The 13,464-nt window shown below is 66.1% G+C and carries 24 protein-coding genes; all 24 read left to right on the forward strand.

What is annotated here, in order from left to right:
- The first annotated feature begins 478 nt into the window (after positions 1 to 478).
- The 24 genes from rpsJ (at position 479) to map (ending at position 13,427) form a co-directional block, all read left to right on the forward strand.
- Positions 479 to 787, forward strand: coding sequence for a 30S ribosomal protein S10 (gene rpsJ / locus ACFV6V_RS20805; RefSeq protein WP_003948644.1), 309 nt, complete (start codon positions 479 to 481; stop codon positions 785 to 787).
- A gap of 17 nt (positions 788 to 804) precedes the next feature.
- The gene (gene rplC / locus ACFV6V_RS20810; RefSeq protein WP_361283356.1) at positions 805 to 1,449 is read left to right on the forward strand and encodes a 50S ribosomal protein L3; all 645 of its coding nucleotides are present in this window, start codon (positions 805 to 807) and stop codon (positions 1,447 to 1,449) included.
- Positions 1,450 to 1,456: 7 nt separating this feature from the next.
- The gene (gene rplD, locus ACFV6V_RS20815) at positions 1,457 to 2,107 is read left to right on the forward strand and encodes a 50S ribosomal protein L4 (protein ID WP_385567011.1); all 651 of its coding nucleotides are present in this window, start codon (positions 1,457 to 1,459) and stop codon (positions 2,105 to 2,107) included.
- A complete protein-coding gene (gene rplW / locus ACFV6V_RS20820; protein WP_361283352.1) occupies positions 2,107 to 2,430 on the forward strand; it encodes a 50S ribosomal protein L23 in 324 nt (107 codons plus the stop codon). Before rplD ends, rplW begins: the two co-directional genes overlap by 1 nt.
- Positions 2,431 to 2,471: 41 nt before the next feature.
- The gene (gene rplB, locus ACFV6V_RS20825; protein ID WP_361283350.1) at positions 2,472 to 3,308 is read left to right on the forward strand and encodes a 50S ribosomal protein L2; all 837 of its coding nucleotides are present in this window, start codon (positions 2,472 to 2,474) and stop codon (positions 3,306 to 3,308) included.
- A gap of 12 nt (positions 3,309 to 3,320) precedes the next feature.
- On the forward strand, positions 3,321 to 3,602 hold the full coding sequence (gene rpsS / locus ACFV6V_RS20830) for a 30S ribosomal protein S19 (RefSeq protein WP_003956461.1): 282 nt from the start codon (positions 3,321 to 3,323) through the stop codon (positions 3,600 to 3,602).
- Positions 3,603 to 3,645: 43 nt separating this feature from the next.
- A complete protein-coding gene (gene rplV / locus ACFV6V_RS20835; protein WP_009327087.1) occupies positions 3,646 to 3,993 on the forward strand; it encodes a 50S ribosomal protein L22 in 348 nt (115 codons plus the stop codon).
- Positions 3,993 to 4,835, forward strand: a complete 843-nt coding sequence (gene rpsC, locus ACFV6V_RS20840; RefSeq protein ID WP_385567016.1) for a 30S ribosomal protein S3 — start codon at positions 3,993 to 3,995, stop codon at positions 4,833 to 4,835. Before rplV ends, rpsC begins: the two co-directional genes overlap by 1 nt.
- Positions 4,836 to 4,840: 5 nt before the next feature.
- A complete protein-coding gene (rplP, locus tag ACFV6V_RS20845) occupies positions 4,841 to 5,260 on the forward strand; it encodes a 50S ribosomal protein L16 (protein ID WP_005313579.1) in 420 nt (139 codons plus the stop codon).
- Positions 5,260 to 5,484, forward strand: a complete 225-nt coding sequence (gene rpmC, locus ACFV6V_RS20850) for a 50S ribosomal protein L29 (protein ID WP_361283346.1) — start codon at positions 5,260 to 5,262, stop codon at positions 5,482 to 5,484. Before rplP ends, rpmC begins: the two co-directional genes overlap by 1 nt.
- Positions 5,484 to 5,771 carry a 30S ribosomal protein S17 gene (rpsQ, locus tag ACFV6V_RS20855; protein WP_338677250.1) on the forward strand — a complete coding sequence of 96 codons (288 nt, stop codon included), beginning with the start codon at positions 5,484 to 5,486 and terminating at the stop codon, positions 5,769 to 5,771. Before rpmC ends, rpsQ begins: the two co-directional genes overlap by 1 nt.
- A gap of 136 nt (positions 5,772 to 5,907) precedes the next feature.
- On the forward strand, positions 5,908 to 6,276 hold the full coding sequence (rplN, locus tag ACFV6V_RS20860; RefSeq protein ID WP_003956455.1) for a 50S ribosomal protein L14: 369 nt from the start codon (positions 5,908 to 5,910) through the stop codon (positions 6,274 to 6,276).
- A gap of 2 nt (positions 6,277 to 6,278) precedes the next feature.
- A complete protein-coding gene (gene rplX, locus ACFV6V_RS20865) occupies positions 6,279 to 6,602 on the forward strand; it encodes a 50S ribosomal protein L24 (protein ID WP_105868304.1) in 324 nt (107 codons plus the stop codon).
- The gene (rplE, locus tag ACFV6V_RS20870; protein WP_153486744.1) at positions 6,602 to 7,159 is read left to right on the forward strand and encodes a 50S ribosomal protein L5; all 558 of its coding nucleotides are present in this window, start codon (positions 6,602 to 6,604) and stop codon (positions 7,157 to 7,159) included. The genes rplX and rplE overlap by 1 nt, the downstream gene beginning before the upstream one ends.
- A gap of 5 nt (positions 7,160 to 7,164) precedes the next feature.
- The gene (locus tag ACFV6V_RS20875; RefSeq protein WP_003956452.1) at positions 7,165 to 7,350 is read left to right on the forward strand and encodes a type Z 30S ribosomal protein S14; all 186 of its coding nucleotides are present in this window, start codon (positions 7,165 to 7,167) and stop codon (positions 7,348 to 7,350) included.
- 210 nt (positions 7,351 to 7,560) lie between these two features.
- A complete protein-coding gene (rpsH, locus tag ACFV6V_RS20880) occupies positions 7,561 to 7,959 on the forward strand; it encodes a 30S ribosomal protein S8 (RefSeq protein ID WP_338677247.1) in 399 nt (132 codons plus the stop codon).
- Positions 7,960 to 7,979: 20 nt separating this feature from the next.
- Positions 7,980 to 8,519 carry a 50S ribosomal protein L6 gene (rplF, locus tag ACFV6V_RS20885; RefSeq protein WP_385567021.1) on the forward strand — a complete coding sequence of 180 codons (540 nt, stop codon included), beginning with the start codon at positions 7,980 to 7,982 and terminating at the stop codon, positions 8,517 to 8,519.
- A 2-nt stretch (positions 8,520 to 8,521) separates the two neighbouring features.
- On the forward strand, positions 8,522 to 8,905 hold the full coding sequence (rplR, locus tag ACFV6V_RS20890) for a 50S ribosomal protein L18 (protein ID WP_338677245.1): 384 nt from the start codon (positions 8,522 to 8,524) through the stop codon (positions 8,903 to 8,905).
- Between the two features lie 43 nt (positions 8,906 to 8,948).
- Positions 8,949 to 9,560, forward strand: coding sequence for a 30S ribosomal protein S5 (gene rpsE / locus ACFV6V_RS20895; protein WP_242329302.1), 612 nt, complete (start codon positions 8,949 to 8,951; stop codon positions 9,558 to 9,560).
- Positions 9,560 to 9,742, forward strand: coding sequence for a 50S ribosomal protein L30 (gene rpmD / locus ACFV6V_RS20900; RefSeq protein ID WP_215183645.1), 183 nt, complete (start codon positions 9,560 to 9,562; stop codon positions 9,740 to 9,742). Before rpsE ends, rpmD begins: the two co-directional genes overlap by 1 nt.
- Before the next feature lie 2 nt (positions 9,743 to 9,744).
- A complete protein-coding gene (gene rplO / locus ACFV6V_RS20905) occupies positions 9,745 to 10,200 on the forward strand; it encodes a 50S ribosomal protein L15 (RefSeq protein WP_385567024.1) in 456 nt (151 codons plus the stop codon).
- 286 nt (positions 10,201 to 10,486) lie between these two features.
- The gene (secY, locus tag ACFV6V_RS20910; RefSeq protein WP_361283336.1) at positions 10,487 to 11,806 is read left to right on the forward strand and encodes a preprotein translocase subunit SecY; all 1,320 of its coding nucleotides are present in this window, start codon (positions 10,487 to 10,489) and stop codon (positions 11,804 to 11,806) included.
- Complete coding sequence (locus ACFV6V_RS20915) at positions 11,806 to 12,471, forward strand: adenylate kinase (RefSeq protein ID WP_385567027.1); 666 nt, start codon at positions 11,806 to 11,808, stop codon at positions 12,469 to 12,471. The genes secY and ACFV6V_RS20915 overlap by 1 nt, the downstream gene beginning before the upstream one ends.
- Positions 12,472 to 12,590: 119 nt before the next feature.
- Positions 12,591 to 13,427: a type I methionyl aminopeptidase gene (gene map, locus ACFV6V_RS20920; protein WP_385567030.1), complete on the forward strand. Its 837-nt coding sequence runs from the start codon at positions 12,591 to 12,593 to the stop codon at positions 13,425 to 13,427.
- The last annotated feature ends 37 nt before the right edge of the window (positions 13,428 to 13,464 follow it).

The following is a 13,464-nucleotide window of genomic DNA, read 5'->3' on the forward strand; positions in this document are numbered from 1 at the left end:
AAGCGGAGGTGAAGGTGGTGTGTCCGGATCACGCGGGCCGCGTGTGCGGCGGCGAGATCGCGCTCCGCGCGCCGTGGTTTGACAGCCAATCCGGCCGGGGTACTCTCTTCGGCCCGATTGGCGCCCCCGGCGGCCCGTATGGCAGACTGTGCGGGTTGCTCGGTTGAGTGCCGATGCTGCGCGCCTCCCGCCGGGAGGACCGGAAGCGAGTCCCACAGTACTCGTCACCCCTGATCAGGGGTGGAAGTACGGGAATCTTCCGGGAAGTGTCAGCGGGGTGCCGACCAGGCACCCGGTAGGTGTTCTCCTCCGGCGCGCGGTCTTCGGGTCCGCACCCCCTTGGTTGGGAAATCCTTCGGGAGATCTTCGTAGAGGGGCTGCGACACGCCCGACCGCGTGGGTCGGTGGGGAGCGGTGTCCTGAGGCACAGCCGACCGGGTTGTCAGAGCGTTACGAGAGACAGGACTACGAAGTAGCCATGGCGGGACAGAAGATCCGCATCCGGCTCAAGGCCTACGACCACGAGGTCATCGACTCTTCGGCGAAGAAGATCGTCGAGACGGTGACTCGCACTGGTGCGTCGGTCGCGGGCCCGGTGCCGCTGCCCACTGAGAAGAACGTGTACTGCGTCATCAAGTCGCCGCACAAGTACAAGGACTCGCGCGAGCACTTCGAGATGCGCACGCACAAGCGCCTGATCGACATCCTCGACCCGACGCCCAAGACCGTTGACTCCCTGATGCGACTCGACCTCCCGGCCGGTGTCGACATCGAGATCAAGCTCTGAGGCCGGTGATCTGAGAGATGGCTAAGCAGATCAAGGGCATCCTGGGCGAGAAGCTCGGCATGACGCAGGTGTGGGACGAGAACAACCGTGTTGTTCCGGTCACCGTCGTCAAGGCCAGCCCCAACGTCGTCACCCAGGTTCGTACGAACGACGTCGACGGCTACGAGTCGGTCCAGATCGCCTTCGGCGAGATCGACCCGCGCAAGGTGAACAAGCCCCTCAAGGGCCACTTCGCCAAGGCCGACGTCACCCCCCGTCGCCACCTCGTCGAGATCCGCACCGCGGACGCCTCCGAGTACGCGCTCGGCCAGGAGATCACCGCTGAGGTGTTCGAGGCCGGCGTGAAGGTCGACGTGACCGGCAAGAGCAAGGGCAAGGGCTTCGCCGGTGTCATGAAGCGCCACAACTTCCGTGGCCTCGGCGCCGGACACGGCACCCAGCGCAAGCACCGCTCGCCCGGTTCCATCGGTGGCTGCGCCACCCCCGGCCGTGTGTTCAAGGGCCTCCGTATGGCGGGCCGCATGGGCAACGAGCGGGTCACCACCCAGAACCTGACCGTCCACGCCGTTGACGCGGAGAAGGGTCTGCTGCTCATCAAGGGCGCGGTTCCTGGTCCGAACGGCGGCCTCGTCCTGGTCCGTACCGCGGCCAAGGGGGCCTGAGGTAACGATGAGCACCATTGACATCCTTTCGCCCGCTGGCGACAAGGCCGGTAGCGTCGAGCTCCCCGCGGAGATCTTCGACGCCAAGGTCAGCGTTCCGCTGATCCACCAGGTCGTCGTCGCGCAGCTGGCCGCTGCCCGTCAGGGCACGCACAAGACCAAGACCCGTGGCGAAGTCCGTGGTGGTGGCAAGAAGCCTTACCGCCAGAAGGGCACCGGCCGCGCGCGCCAGGGTTCGACCCGTGCGCCGCAGTTCGCCGGCGGTGGCGTCGTCCACGGTCCCGTGCCGCGTGACTACTCGCAGCGGACCCCGAAGAAGATGAAGGCCGCCGCCCTGCGCGGTGCCCTCACCGACCGGGCCCGCCACTCCCGTATCCACGTCGTCTCCGGCGTGGTCGAGGGTGCGGCTTCCACCAAGGCCGCCAAGACGCTGTTCGGCAAGATCTCGGAGCGCAAGAACCTGCTCCTGGTCGTCGACCGCAGCGACGAGGCCGCGTGGCTGTCCGCCCGCAACCTGCCCCAGGTGCACATCCTGGAGCCGGGCCAGCTGAACACGTACGACGTGCTCGTCTCCGACGACGTGGTCTTCACCCAGGCCGCCTTCGAGTCCTTCGTGTCTGGCCCCAAGGCCGCTGAGACCGAAGGGAGCGAGGCCTGATGTCCGAGGCCACGATCACCAGCAAGACCTTCACGGACCCGCGCGACCTGCTGATCAAGCCGGTCGTCTCCGAGAAGAGCTACGCGCTGCTGGACGACAACAAGTACACGTTCGTCGTCGACCCGCGTGCGAACAAGACCCAGATCAAGCAGGCCGTCGAGGCGGTCTTCTCGGTCAAGGTCACCGGGGTGAACACGATCAACCGCCAGGGCAAGCGCAAGCGCACCCGCACCGGTTTCGGCAAGCGCGCCAACACCAAGCGCGCCATCGTGACCCTTGCCGAGGGCGACCGTATCGACATCTTCGGCGGTCCGGCCTCCTGACGGAGGTCTGGATCGTCCGAATATCGGACGAGGACTGAGAAATGGGTATCCGCAAGTACAAGCCGACGACTCCGGGCCGTCGTGGCTCCAGCGTCGCCGACTTCGTCGAGATCACGCGGTCCACGCCGGAGAAGTCGCTGGTCCGCCCCCTGCACAGCAAGGGCGGCCGTAACAACGCCGGTCGTGTGACCGTTCGCCACCAGGGCGGTGGCCACAAGCGCGCCTACCGTGTGATCGACTTCCGTCGTCACGACAAGGACGGCGTGCCGGCCAAGGTCGCGCACATCGAGTACGACCCCAACCGCACCGCGCGCATCGCGCTCCTGCACTACGCGGACGGCGAGAAGCGCTACATCATCGCCCCCCGTGGCCTGAGCCAGGGCGACCGGATCGAGAACGGCCCGGCCGCCGACATCAAGCCCGGCAACAACCTGGCGCTGCGCAACATCCCGGTCGGTACGACCATCCACGCCATCGAGCTGCGGCCCGGCGGCGGCGCGAAGTTCGCCCGCTCCGCGGGTGCCTCCGTGCAGCTGCTGGCGAAGGAGGGCTCCATGGCCCACCTGCGCATGCCGTCCGGTGAGATCCGCCTGGTCGACGCCCGCTGCCGCGCCACTGTCGGCGAGGTCGGCAACGCCGAGCAGTCGAACATCAACTGGGGCAAGGCCGGCCGTATGCGCTGGAAGGGCGTTCGCCCGACCGTCCGCGGTGTCGCCATGAACCCGGTCGACCACCCGCACGGTGGTGGTGAGGGCAAGACCTCCGGTGGTCGCCACCCGGTCTCGCCGTGGGGTCAGAAGGAGGGTCGTACTCGTTCTCCCAAGAAGGCGAGCAACAAGTACATCGTCCGCCGCCGCAAGACGAACAAGAAGCGCTAGGAGCGGGTTTAGATGCCGCGCAGTCTCAAGAAGGGGCCCTTCGTCGACGACCACCTCATCAAGAAGGTGGACGTACAGAACGAAGCCGGCACCAAGAACGTCATCAAGACCTGGTCCCGTCGCTCGATGATCGTCCCGGCCATGCTGGGCCACACGATCGCGGTGCACAACGGCAAGACCCACGTCCCGGTGTTCGTCACCGAGTCCATGGTCGGCCACAAGCTCGGCGAGTTCTCGCCGACTCGCACCTTCCGCGGCCACGTCAAGGACGACCGGAAGTCGAAGCGCCGCTAATCGCGGGGTGTGAACGACTATGACTTACACCGAAGGGACAACCATGGAAGCCAGGGCCCAGGCGCGGTACATCCGCGTCACGCCCATGAAGGCCCGCCGCGTGGTGGACCTCATCCGTGGCATGGATGCCACGGAGGCTCAGGCGGTCCTGCGTTTCGCCCCGCAGGCCGCGAGCGTGCCGGTTGGCAAGGTGCTGGACAGCGCCATCGCCAACGCCGCGCACAACTACGACCACACGGACGCCTCTTCGCTGTTCATCAGCGAGGCGTACGTCGACGAGGGCCCGACCCTGAAGCGGTTCCGTCCGCGTGCTCAGGGCCGTGCCTACCGGATCCGCAAGCGGACCAGCCACATCACCGTGGTCGTCAGCAGCAAGGAAGGAACCCGGTAATGGGCCAGAAGGTAAACCCGCACGGGTTCCGGCTCGGCATCACCACGGACTTCAAGTCCCGTTGGTACGCCGACAAGCTGTACAAGGACTACGTCAAGGAAGACGTCGCCATCCGTCGGATGCTGACGTCCGGCATGGAGCGCGCCGGCATCTCGAAGGTTGAGATCGAGCGCACCCGTGACCGCGTGCGGGTGGACATCCACACCGCGCGTCCCGGCATCGTCATCGGCCGCCGCGGCGCGGAGGCCGACAAGATCCGTGGTCAGCTCGAGAAGCTCACGGGCAAGCAGGTTCAGCTGAACATCCTCGAGGTCAAGAACCCCGAGGTCGACGCTCAGCTCGTGGCTCAGGCCGTGGCCGAGCAGCTGTCCTCCCGTGTCTCCTTCCGCCGCGCCATGCGTAAGAGCATGCAGTCGGCGATGAAGGCGGGCGCCAAGGGCATCAAGATCCAGTGTGGTGGCCGTCTCGGCGGCGCCGAGATGTCCCGCTCGGAGTTCTACCGCGAGGGCCGTGTGCCGCTGCACACGCTCCGCGCGAACGTCGAGTACGGCTTCTTCGAGGCCAAGACGACCTTCGGCCGCATCGGCGTGAAGGTCTGGATCTACAAGGGCGACGTCAAGAACATCGCCGAGGTCCGCGCCGAGAACGCCGCTGCCCGCGCCGGCAACCGCCCGGCCCGTGGCGGCGCTGACCGCCCGGCCGGCCGTGGTGGCCGCGGTGGCGAGCGTGGCGGTCGCGGTCGCAAGCCGCAGCAGCAGTCCGCGCCGGCTGCCGAGGCCCCCAAGGCCGACGCTCCCGCCGCCGCTGCCGCTCCGGCTGAGAGCACCGGAACGGAGGCCTGACCGAAATGCTGATCCCCCGTAGGGTCAAGCACCGCAAGCAGCACCACCCCAAGCGCCGCGGTATGGCCAAGGGTGGTACGACGGTTGCGTTCGGCGAGTACGGCATCCAGGCCATGACTCCGGCGTACGTGACCAACCGCCAGATCGAGGCGGCTCGTATCGCGATGACCCGCCACATCAAGCGTGGCGGCAAGGTCTGGATCAACATCTACCCGGACCGCCCGCTGACGAAGAAGCCCGCCGAGACCCGCATGGGTTCCGGTAAGGGTTCCCCGGAGTGGTGGGTCGCGAACGTGCACCCGGGCCGGGTCATGTTCGAGCTGTCCTACCCGAACGAGAAGATTGCGCGTGAGGCTCTGACTCGTGCGGCTCACAAGCTGCCGATGAAGTGCCGGATCGTCAAGCGCGAGGCAGGTGAAGCGTGATGTCGGTCGGTATCAAGGCGTCCGAGCTGCGCGAGCTGGGCAACGAGGAGCTTGTTGCCAAGCTCCGCGAGGCCAAGGAAGAGCTGTTCAACCTCCGCTTCCAGGCGGCGACGGGCCAGCTCGAGAACCACGGCCGGCTGAAGGCCGTCCGCAAGGACATCGCCCGGATCTACACCCTGATGCGTGAGCGTGAGCTCGGCATCGAGACGGTGGAGAACGCCTGATGAGCGAGAGCAACGTGACTGAGAAGAAGACCGAGGAGCGCGGCTTCCGCAAGACCCGTGAGGGTCTGGTCGTCAGCGACAAGATGGACAAGACCGTCGTCGTCGCCGTCGAGGACCGCGTCAAGCACGCGCTGTACGGCAAGGTCATCCGCCGTACGAACAAGCTCAAGGCGCACGACGAGCAGAACGCCGCGGGTGTCGGCGACCGTGTCCTCCTCATGGAGACCCGGCCGCTGTCCGCGACGAAGCGCTGGCGCGTCGTCGAGATCCTCGAGAAGGCCAAGTAAGGAACTTCCCGCAAGGGGAGTCCAAAAGACACAGCTTGAGGGGTTTCCCTCAAGTCAGTTCCGCCAGGCTCGGCAGGGGCCGCACCCGCAACGGTGAAGCCCCTGCCGGGAACCGGCAGACAAACAGGAGATAGACGTGATCCAGCAGGAGTCGCGGCTTCGCGTCGCCGACAACACTGGTGCCAAGGAGATCCTTTGCATCCGTGTTCTCGGTGGCTCGGGCCGCCGCTACGCGGGCATCGGTGACGTCATTGTCGCCACCGTCAAGGACGCGATCCCCGGTGGCAACGTGAAGAAGGGTGACGTCGTCAAGGCGGTCATCGTTCGCACCGTCAAGGAGCGCCGCCGCCAGGACGGCTCGTACATCCGCTTCGACGAGAACGCCGCCGTCATTCTGAAGAACGACGGCGACCCTCGCGGCACCCGTATCTTCGGCCCCGTTGGCCGTGAGCTGCGCGAGAAGAAGTTCATGAAGATCATCTCGCTCGCGCCGGAGGTGCTGTAAGCATGAAGATCAAGAAGGGCGACCTGGTACAGGTCATCACCGGCAAGGACAAGGGCAAGCAGGGCAAGGTCATCGCGGCCTTCCCCCGCGAGGACCGCGTCCTGGTCGAGGGTGTCAACCGGGTCAAGAAGCACACGAAGGCCAACCAGCCGGGTCGTGCCTCGCAGGCCGGCGGCATCGTCACCACCGAGGCCCCGATCCACGTGAGCAACGTTCAGCTCGTCGTGGAGAAGGACGGCAATAAGGTCGTGACCCGCGTCGGTTACCGCTTCGACGACGAGGGCAACAAGATCCGCGTTGCCAAGCGGACGGGTGAGGACATCTGATGGCTACCACCACCACTCCGCGTCTGAAGACGAAGTACCGCGAGGAGATCGCGGGCAAGCTGCGTGAGGAGTTCTCGTACGAGAACGTCATGCAGGTCCCCGGCCTCGTGAAGATCGTGGTCAACATGGGTGTGGGCGACGCCGCCCGCGACTCCAAGCTGATCGAGGGTGCCATCAAGGACCTCACCACGATCACCGGTCAGAAGCCGGCCGTCACCAAGGCTCGCAAGTCCATCGCGCAGTTCAAGCTGCGTGAGGGTCAGCCGATCGGTGCCCACGTCACGCTCCGTGGCGACCGCATGTGGGAGTTCCTGGACCGCACCCTGTCGCTCGCGCTGCCGCGCATCCGCGACTTCCGTGGTCTGTCCCCCAAGCAGTTCGACGGTCGTGGCAACTACACCTTCGGTCTCACCGAGCAGGTCATGTTCCACGAGATCGACCAGGACAAGATCGACCGCGTCCGGGGTATGGACATCACCGTGGTCACCACGGCGACCAACGACGCTGAGGGCCGTGCCCTTCTCCGTCACCTCGGCTTCCCGTTCAAGGAGGCGTAAGCGAGATGGCGAAGAAGGCTCTGATTGCCAAGGCTGCTCGTAAGCCCAAGTTCGGTGTGCGTGCGTACACCCGCTGCCAGCGCTGCGGCCGTCCGCACTCCGTGTACCGCAAGTTCGGCCTGTGCCGCGTGTGCCTTCGTGAGATGGCTCACCGTGGCGAGCTGCCGGGCGTGACCAAGAGCTCCTGGTAATCCCGGGTTTCCCGGATTACCAGAGGCTCTCGGTAAGCAACGGGACGGCGGGGCCCTTCCTCACATGCCGTAGGCTTGTGGGGTTGGGCGCCCGCCGCCCTGATCGACTTACTACGCCGTAGGTCCCCGCGCCGCACCCGTCCCGCCCCTGTGCGGGGAGAGGGATGGCGCATACAGGAAACCCCGGCGAGAGAGGCCGAAGGCCAATTCATGACCATGACTGATCCGATCGCGGACATGCTGACCCGTCTGCGTAACGCGAACTCGGCGTACCACGACTCCGTGACGATGCCGCACAGCAAGATCAAGTCGCACATCGCGGAGATCCTCCAGCAGGAGGGCTTCATCACGGGCTGGAAGGTCGAGGACGCCGAGGTCGGCAAGAACCTCGTCCTCGAGCTGAAGTTCGGCCCGAACCGTGAGCGCTCCATCGCGGGCATCAAGCGGATCTCCAAGCCCGGTCTCCGGGTCTACGCGAAGTCCACCAACCTGCCGAAGGTGCTCGGCGGCCTGGGCGTGGCGATCATCTCCACGTCGCACGGTCTGCTCACCGACAAGCAGGCGCAGAAGAAGGGCGTGGGTGGGGAAGTCCTCGCCTACGTCTGGTAGTCGGGAACGGAGGAAAAGCAATGTCGCGTATCGGCAAGCTCCCCATCCCGGTTCCCGCCGGCGTGGATGTCACCATCGACGGCCGTACGGTCCAGGTGAAGGGCCCCAAGGGCACCCTGAGCCACACCGTTGCCGCGCCGATCGAGATCGTGAAGGGTGAGGACGGCGTTCTCAACGTCACCCGCCCCAACGACGAGCGTCAGAACAAGGCCCTTCACGGCCTGTCCCGCACGCTGGTGGCGAACATGATCACCGGTGTGACCACGGGATACGTCAAGGCGCTCGAGATCAGCGGTGTCGGTTACCGCGTCGCCGCGAAGGGCTCCAACCTGGAGTTCCAGCTCGGCTACAGCCACCCGATCCTGGTGGAGGCCCCTGAGGGCATCTCCTTCAAGGTCGAGTCGCCGACCAAGTTCTCGGTCGAGGGCATCGACAAGCAGAAGGTCGGCGAGGTCGCCGCGAACATCCGCAAGCTGCGCAAGCCCGACCCGTACAAGGCCAAGGGCGTGAAGTACGCGGGCGAGGTCATCCGCCGCAAGGTCGGAAAGGCTGGTAAGTAGCCATGGCATACGGCGTGAAGATTGCCAAGGGCAAGGCCTACAAGGGCGCTTCCCTGAAGCGTCGCCACATCCGCATCCGCAAGAAGATCTCGGGTACTCCGGCGCGTCCGCGTCTGGTCGTCACCCGGTCCAACCGCGGCATCACGGCTCAGGTCATCGACGACATCGCGGGCCACACGCTCGCGTCGGCGTCCACCCTGGACTCGTCCATCCGCGGCGGCGAAGGCGACAAGTCGGCGAAGGCGAAGCAGGTCGGCCAGCTCGTGGCCGAGCGTGCCAAGGCCGCCGGCGTCGAGGCTGTCGTGTTCGACCGTGGCGGCAACCAGTACGCCGGGCGCATCGCCGCCCTGGCGGACGCCGCCCGCGAAGCCGGCCTGAAGTTCTGAGCCGGTTCCGTAGCTCAGCGGAAAACGAAGAGAGGTAATTCCAATGGCTGGACCCCAGCGCCGCGGAAGCGGTGCCGGTGGCGGCGAGCGGCGGGACCGGAAGGGCCGTGACGGCGGCGCAGCTGCCGCCGAGAAGACCGCTTACGTTGAGCGCGTTGTCGCGATCAACCGTGTCGCCAAGGTTGTGAAGGGTGGTCGTCGCTTCAGCTTCACCGCGCTGGTCGTGGTGGGCGATGGTGACGGCACCGTGGGTGTCGGTTACGGCAAGGCCAAGGAGGTGCCGGCCGCCATCGCCAAGGGTGTTGAGGAGGCCAAGAAGCACTTCTTCAAGGTCCCCCGTATCCAGGGCACCATCCCGCACCCGATCACGGGTGAGAAGGCTGCGGGCGTCGTCCTGCTCAAGCCGGCGTCCCCCGGTACCGGCGTTATCGCCGGTGGCCCGGTGCGTGCCGTGCTCGAGTGCGCCGGCGTGCACGACATCCTGTCGAAGTCGCTCGGCTCGTCCAACGCGATCAACATCGTCCACGCGACCGTGGCGGCCCTGAAGGGTCTGCAGCGTCCCGAGGAGATCGCGGCGCGCCGTGGTCTGCCGCTCGAGGACGTCGCCCCTGCGGCTCTGCTGCGTGCGCGTGCCGGTGCGGGAGCGGGTGCGTAATGGCCCGCCTCAAGATCACGCAGAAGAAGTCGTACATCGGCAGCAAGCAGAACCACCGCGACACCCTGCGTTCGCTTGGCCTGAAGAGGGTCAACGACGTGGTCGTCAAGGAGGACCGCCCCGAGTTCCGCGGAATGGTGCACACCGTCCGCCACCTCGTGACGGTTGAGGAGGTCGACTGATCATGGCGGAGCAGAACCCGCTGAAGATCCACAACCTCCGTCCCGCCCCCGGCGCCAAGACTGCCAAGACCCGTGTTGGTCGTGGTGAGGCGTCGAAGGGTAAGACGGCTGGTCGTGGTACCAAGGGCACGAAGGCCCGCTACCAGGTTCCGGAGCGCTTCGAGGGTGGGCAGATGCCCCTCCACATGCGTCTCCCGAAGCTGAAGGGCTTCAAGAACCCGTTCCGCACCGAGTACCAGGTCGTGAACCTGGACAAGCTGGCCTCTCTCTACCCGCAGGGTGGCGAGGTCACGGTGGCCGACCTGGTCGCCAAGGGTGCGGTGCGCAAGAACCAGCTCGTCAAGGTCCTTGGCCAGGGCGAGATCTCCGTGGCGCTCCAGGTGACGGTCGATGCCGTCTCCGGGTCCGCCAAGGAGAAGATCGGTGCCGCCGGCGGCACCGTCACCGAGCTCGTCTGACGAGCCGATGGCCTGAACACCTTCCGGGGATGCCTCCTAAACGGGGCATCCCCGGTTGGTCGTTCCAAGGTGGGCACACTCGCAGGTAAGGTGGCGAGCGTTGTTGCTGTATTTGCCGGGGGTGTGACTCCCGAACCGCCCTTCCCACTACTCCGGTAGAGGGAATCAGGGCCGCAAGGGCTGACCCACGGGCATACCTCGCGGCTCTTGCTGCTTGACCATACGTATTCGTCGAACCTCAAGACCGTCACCTCTGACGCTTTGCGCGGGGGTCGCAGGAGGCACCGTGCTCACCGCGTTCGCCCGGGCGTTCAAGACGCCCGACCTGCGCAAGAAGCTGCTCTTCACGCTCGGCATCATCGTGCTGTTCCGGGTCGGGGCGCACATCCCGGTGCCCGGCGTCAGCTATGAGAACGTCCAGATCTGTGTGGACCAGGCGTCGAAGAACCAGGGAAGCCTGTTCGGCCTCGTCAACATGTTCAGCGGCGGTGCTCTGCTGCAGATCACGATCTTCGCGCTCGGCATCATGCCGTACATCACCGCGAGCATCATCCTTCAGCTGCTGACCGTGGTGATCCCGCGTCTGGAAGCCCTCAAGAAGGAGGGCCAGGCGGGTACGTCCAAGATCACTCAGTACACCCGCTACCTGACCATCGCGCTCGCCGTCCTCCAGGGCACCGGCATCGTGGCCGCGGCCCGTAGCGGTGCGCTGTTCCAGGGCTGCGCCGTCGGCAGTGAGATCGTCCCCGACCAGTCGATCTTCGTCACCGCCACCATGGTGATCACCATGACCGCCGGTACGGCGGTCGTCATGTGGCTCGGCGAGCTGATCACGGACCGCGGCATCGGCAACGGAATGTCGATCCTGATGTTCATCTCGATCGCCGCCGGCTTCCCGGGCGCCCTGTGGGCGATCAAGGAGAGCGGCAAGCTCGCCAAGGGCTGGATCGAGTTCGGCACGGTCATCGTGGTCGGCTTTGTGATGGTGGCCCTCGTCGTGTTCGTCGAGCAGGCCCAGCGCCGTATCCCGGTGCAGTACGCGAAGCGCATGATCGGCCGCAGGTCCTACGGCGGTACATCCACGTACATCCCGTTGAAGGTGAACCAGGCAGGTGTGATTCCTGTCATCTTCGCCTCTTCGCTGCTCTACATCCCCGCGTTGATCGCGCAGTTCTCGAACTCCAACGCGGGCTGGAAGACCTGGATCGAAACGCACTTCGTGAAGGGCGACCACCCGTACTACATCACCGCGTACTTCCTCCTGATTGTCTTTTTCGCCTTCTTCTACGTGGCTATCTCGTTCAACCCCGAGGAAGTCGCGGACAACATGAAGAAGTATGGTGGCTTCATCCCGGGTATCCGGGCTGGTCGACCTACTGCTGAGTACTTGAGCTACGTGCTCAACCGGATCACCTGGCCGGGCTCGCTGTATCTGGGTCTGATCGCTCTTGTGCCGACGATGGCGTTGGCGGGCTTCGGCGGTGCCAACCAGAACTTCCCGTTCGGTGGCACCAGCATCCTCATCATCGTGGGTGTCGGTCTCGAGACCGTGAAGCAGATCGAGAGCCAGCTCCAGCAGCGCAACTACGAAGGGTTCCTCCGCTGATGCGAATCGTCCTCGTCGGGCCGCCCGGTGCGGGCAAGGGAACGCAGGCCGCGTTCCTCGCCAAGAACCTGTCGATCCCGCACATCTCCACGGGCGACCTCTTCCGGGCCAACATCAGCCAGGGCACGGAGCTCGGCAAGCAGGCCAAGGCGTACATGGACGCGGGCAACCTCGTACCCGACGAGGTCACCATCGGTATGGCCAAGGACCGCATGGCGCAGCCCGACGCGGCGAACGGCTTCCTGCTGGACGGCTTCCCGCGCAACGTCTCGCAGGCCGAGGCACTCGACGAGATGCTCAAGACCGAGGGCATGAAGCTGGACGCGGTGCTGGACCTCGAGGTCCCCGAGGACGAGGTCGTGAAGCGGATCGCTGGCCGCCGCATCTGCCGCAACGACAGCGCGCACGTCTTCCACGTCACGTACAGCCCGGCGAAGCAGGAAGGCGTCTGCGACGCCTGTGGCGGCGAGCTGTACCAGCGTGACGACGACTCCGAGGAGACCGTGCGCAAGCGACTCGAGGTCTACCACACCCAGACCGAACCGATCATCGACTACTACAAGGCCCAGGGCCTGGTGGTCACGATCTTCGCGCTGGGCAAGGTCGCCGAGGTGACCGAGCGGGCGATGGAGGCCCTTCGCGGTGACCGGGCCGCGCAGGCCTGACCCATTCAGCTGTAGCCGATACGGCCGCGGTGTCCCAGGGACGCCGCGGCCGTATCGTTGATTACCCCACTCGTTGAACACCTCCGACCACTCTCCGAACCGGAAAGGCGCCGTACCCCATGGTGCAGATCAAGACCCCCGAGCAGATCGCGAAGATGCGTGAGGCGGGACTGGTCGTCGCCGCCATCCACGCGGCGACCCGTGAGGCCGCCGTGCCCGGCGCCACCACCCGGGATCTGGACGGGGTGGCCCGCAAGGTGATCGCCGACCACGGGGCCAAGTCGAACTTCCTGGGCTACGGGGGCTTCCCCGCCACCATCTGCACCTCGGTCAACGAGGTCGTCGTGCACGGCATCCCGGACGACAAGACCGTGCTCAAGGACGGCGACATCATCTCCATCGACGCGGGGGCGGTCATCGACGGCTGGCACGGCGACGCCGCGTTCACCGTGTTCGTCGGGAGCGGCCACGCCCCGGAGCTGATCGAGCTCTCCCGGGTGACGGAGGAGTCCATGTGGGCCGGTATCGCCGCGATGAAGAGCGGCAACCGCCTGGTCGACGTCTCCCGTGCCATCGAGACCTACATCCGGCGCCAGCCCAAGCCGGGCGGCGGGCGGTACGGGATCATCGAGGAGTACGGCGGCCATGGCATCGGCACCGAGATGCACATGGACCCGCATCTGCTGAACTACGTCTCGCGCAAGCGCGGCAAGGGCCCGAAGCTGATCCCCGGCTTCTGCCTCGCCATCGAGCCGATGGTGTCGCTCGGTACCCCGCACACCGAGGTGCTGGCGGACGAGTGGACCGTGATCACCACCGACGGCACCTGGTCCTCGCACTGGGAGCACTCGGTCGCGCTGACGGAGGACGGCCCGCTGGTGCTGACCGCCGTGGACGGCGGAAAGGCCAAGCTGGCGGAGCTGGGCATCACCGCTGCCCCGGACCCGCTCGCCTAGTGGGAACGTCGGACTCGGACCGCCCGGCCCGTCGGGC

The organism is Streptomyces sp. NPDC059828 (assembly GCF_042731955.1).
Classification (GTDB): domain Bacteria; phylum Actinomycetota; class Actinomycetes; order Streptomycetales; family Streptomycetaceae; genus Streptomyces.

Excerpts from the sequence above, each read along its gene's own strand:
- rpsE (WP_242329302.1), top strand. The coding sequence starts at position 8,949 with ATGGCTGGACCCCAGCGCCGCGGAAGCGGTGCCGGTGGCGGCGAGCGG.
- rpmC (WP_361283346.1), top strand. The coding sequence starts at position 5,260 with ATGTCGGTCGGTATCAAGGCGTCCGAGCTGCGCGAGCTGGGCAACGAG.
- rplX (WP_105868304.1), top strand. The coding sequence starts at position 6,279 with ATGAAGATCAAGAAGGGCGACCTGGTACAGGTCATCACCGGCAAGGAC.
- rplD (WP_385567011.1), top strand. The coding sequence starts at position 1,457 with ATGAGCACCATTGACATCCTTTCGCCCGCTGGCGACAAGGCCGGTAGC.
- rplO (WP_385567024.1), top strand. The coding sequence starts at position 9,745 with ATGGCGGAGCAGAACCCGCTGAAGATCCACAACCTCCGTCCCGCCCCC.
- rpsC (WP_385567016.1), top strand. The coding sequence starts at position 3,993 with ATGGGCCAGAAGGTAAACCCGCACGGGTTCCGGCTCGGCATCACCACG.
- rplC (WP_361283356.1), top strand. The coding sequence starts at position 805 with ATGGCTAAGCAGATCAAGGGCATCCTGGGCGAGAAGCTCGGCATGACG.
- ACFV6V_RS20875 (WP_003956452.1), top strand. The coding sequence starts at position 7,165 with ATGGCGAAGAAGGCTCTGATTGCCAAGGCTGCTCGTAAGCCCAAGTTC.
- rplR (WP_338677245.1), top strand. The coding sequence starts at position 8,522 with ATGGCATACGGCGTGAAGATTGCCAAGGGCAAGGCCTACAAGGGCGCT.
- rplW (WP_361283352.1), top strand. The coding sequence starts at position 2,107 with ATGTCCGAGGCCACGATCACCAGCAAGACCTTCACGGACCCGCGCGAC.
- rpsQ (WP_338677250.1), top strand. The coding sequence starts at position 5,484 with ATGAGCGAGAGCAACGTGACTGAGAAGAAGACCGAGGAGCGCGGCTTC.
- rplF (WP_385567021.1), top strand. The coding sequence starts at position 7,980 with ATGTCGCGTATCGGCAAGCTCCCCATCCCGGTTCCCGCCGGCGTGGAT.
- rplP (WP_005313579.1), top strand. The coding sequence starts at position 4,841 with ATGCTGATCCCCCGTAGGGTCAAGCACCGCAAGCAGCACCACCCCAAG.
- rplB (WP_361283350.1), top strand. The coding sequence starts at position 2,472 with ATGGGTATCCGCAAGTACAAGCCGACGACTCCGGGCCGTCGTGGCTCC.
- rplE (WP_153486744.1), top strand. The coding sequence starts at position 6,602 with ATGGCTACCACCACCACTCCGCGTCTGAAGACGAAGTACCGCGAGGAG.
- ACFV6V_RS20915 (WP_385567027.1), top strand. The coding sequence starts at position 11,806 with ATGCGAATCGTCCTCGTCGGGCCGCCCGGTGCGGGCAAGGGAACGCAG.
- rplV (WP_009327087.1), top strand. The coding sequence starts at position 3,646 with ATGGAAGCCAGGGCCCAGGCGCGGTACATCCGCGTCACGCCCATGAAG.
- rpsH (WP_338677247.1), top strand. The coding sequence starts at position 7,561 with ATGACCATGACTGATCCGATCGCGGACATGCTGACCCGTCTGCGTAAC.
- map (WP_385567030.1), top strand. The coding sequence starts at position 12,591 with ATGGTGCAGATCAAGACCCCCGAGCAGATCGCGAAGATGCGTGAGGCG.
- rpsJ (WP_003948644.1), top strand. The coding sequence starts at position 479 with ATGGCGGGACAGAAGATCCGCATCCGGCTCAAGGCCTACGACCACGAG.
- rpmD (WP_215183645.1), top strand. The coding sequence starts at position 9,560 with ATGGCCCGCCTCAAGATCACGCAGAAGAAGTCGTACATCGGCAGCAAG.
- rpsS (WP_003956461.1), top strand. The coding sequence starts at position 3,321 with ATGCCGCGCAGTCTCAAGAAGGGGCCCTTCGTCGACGACCACCTCATC.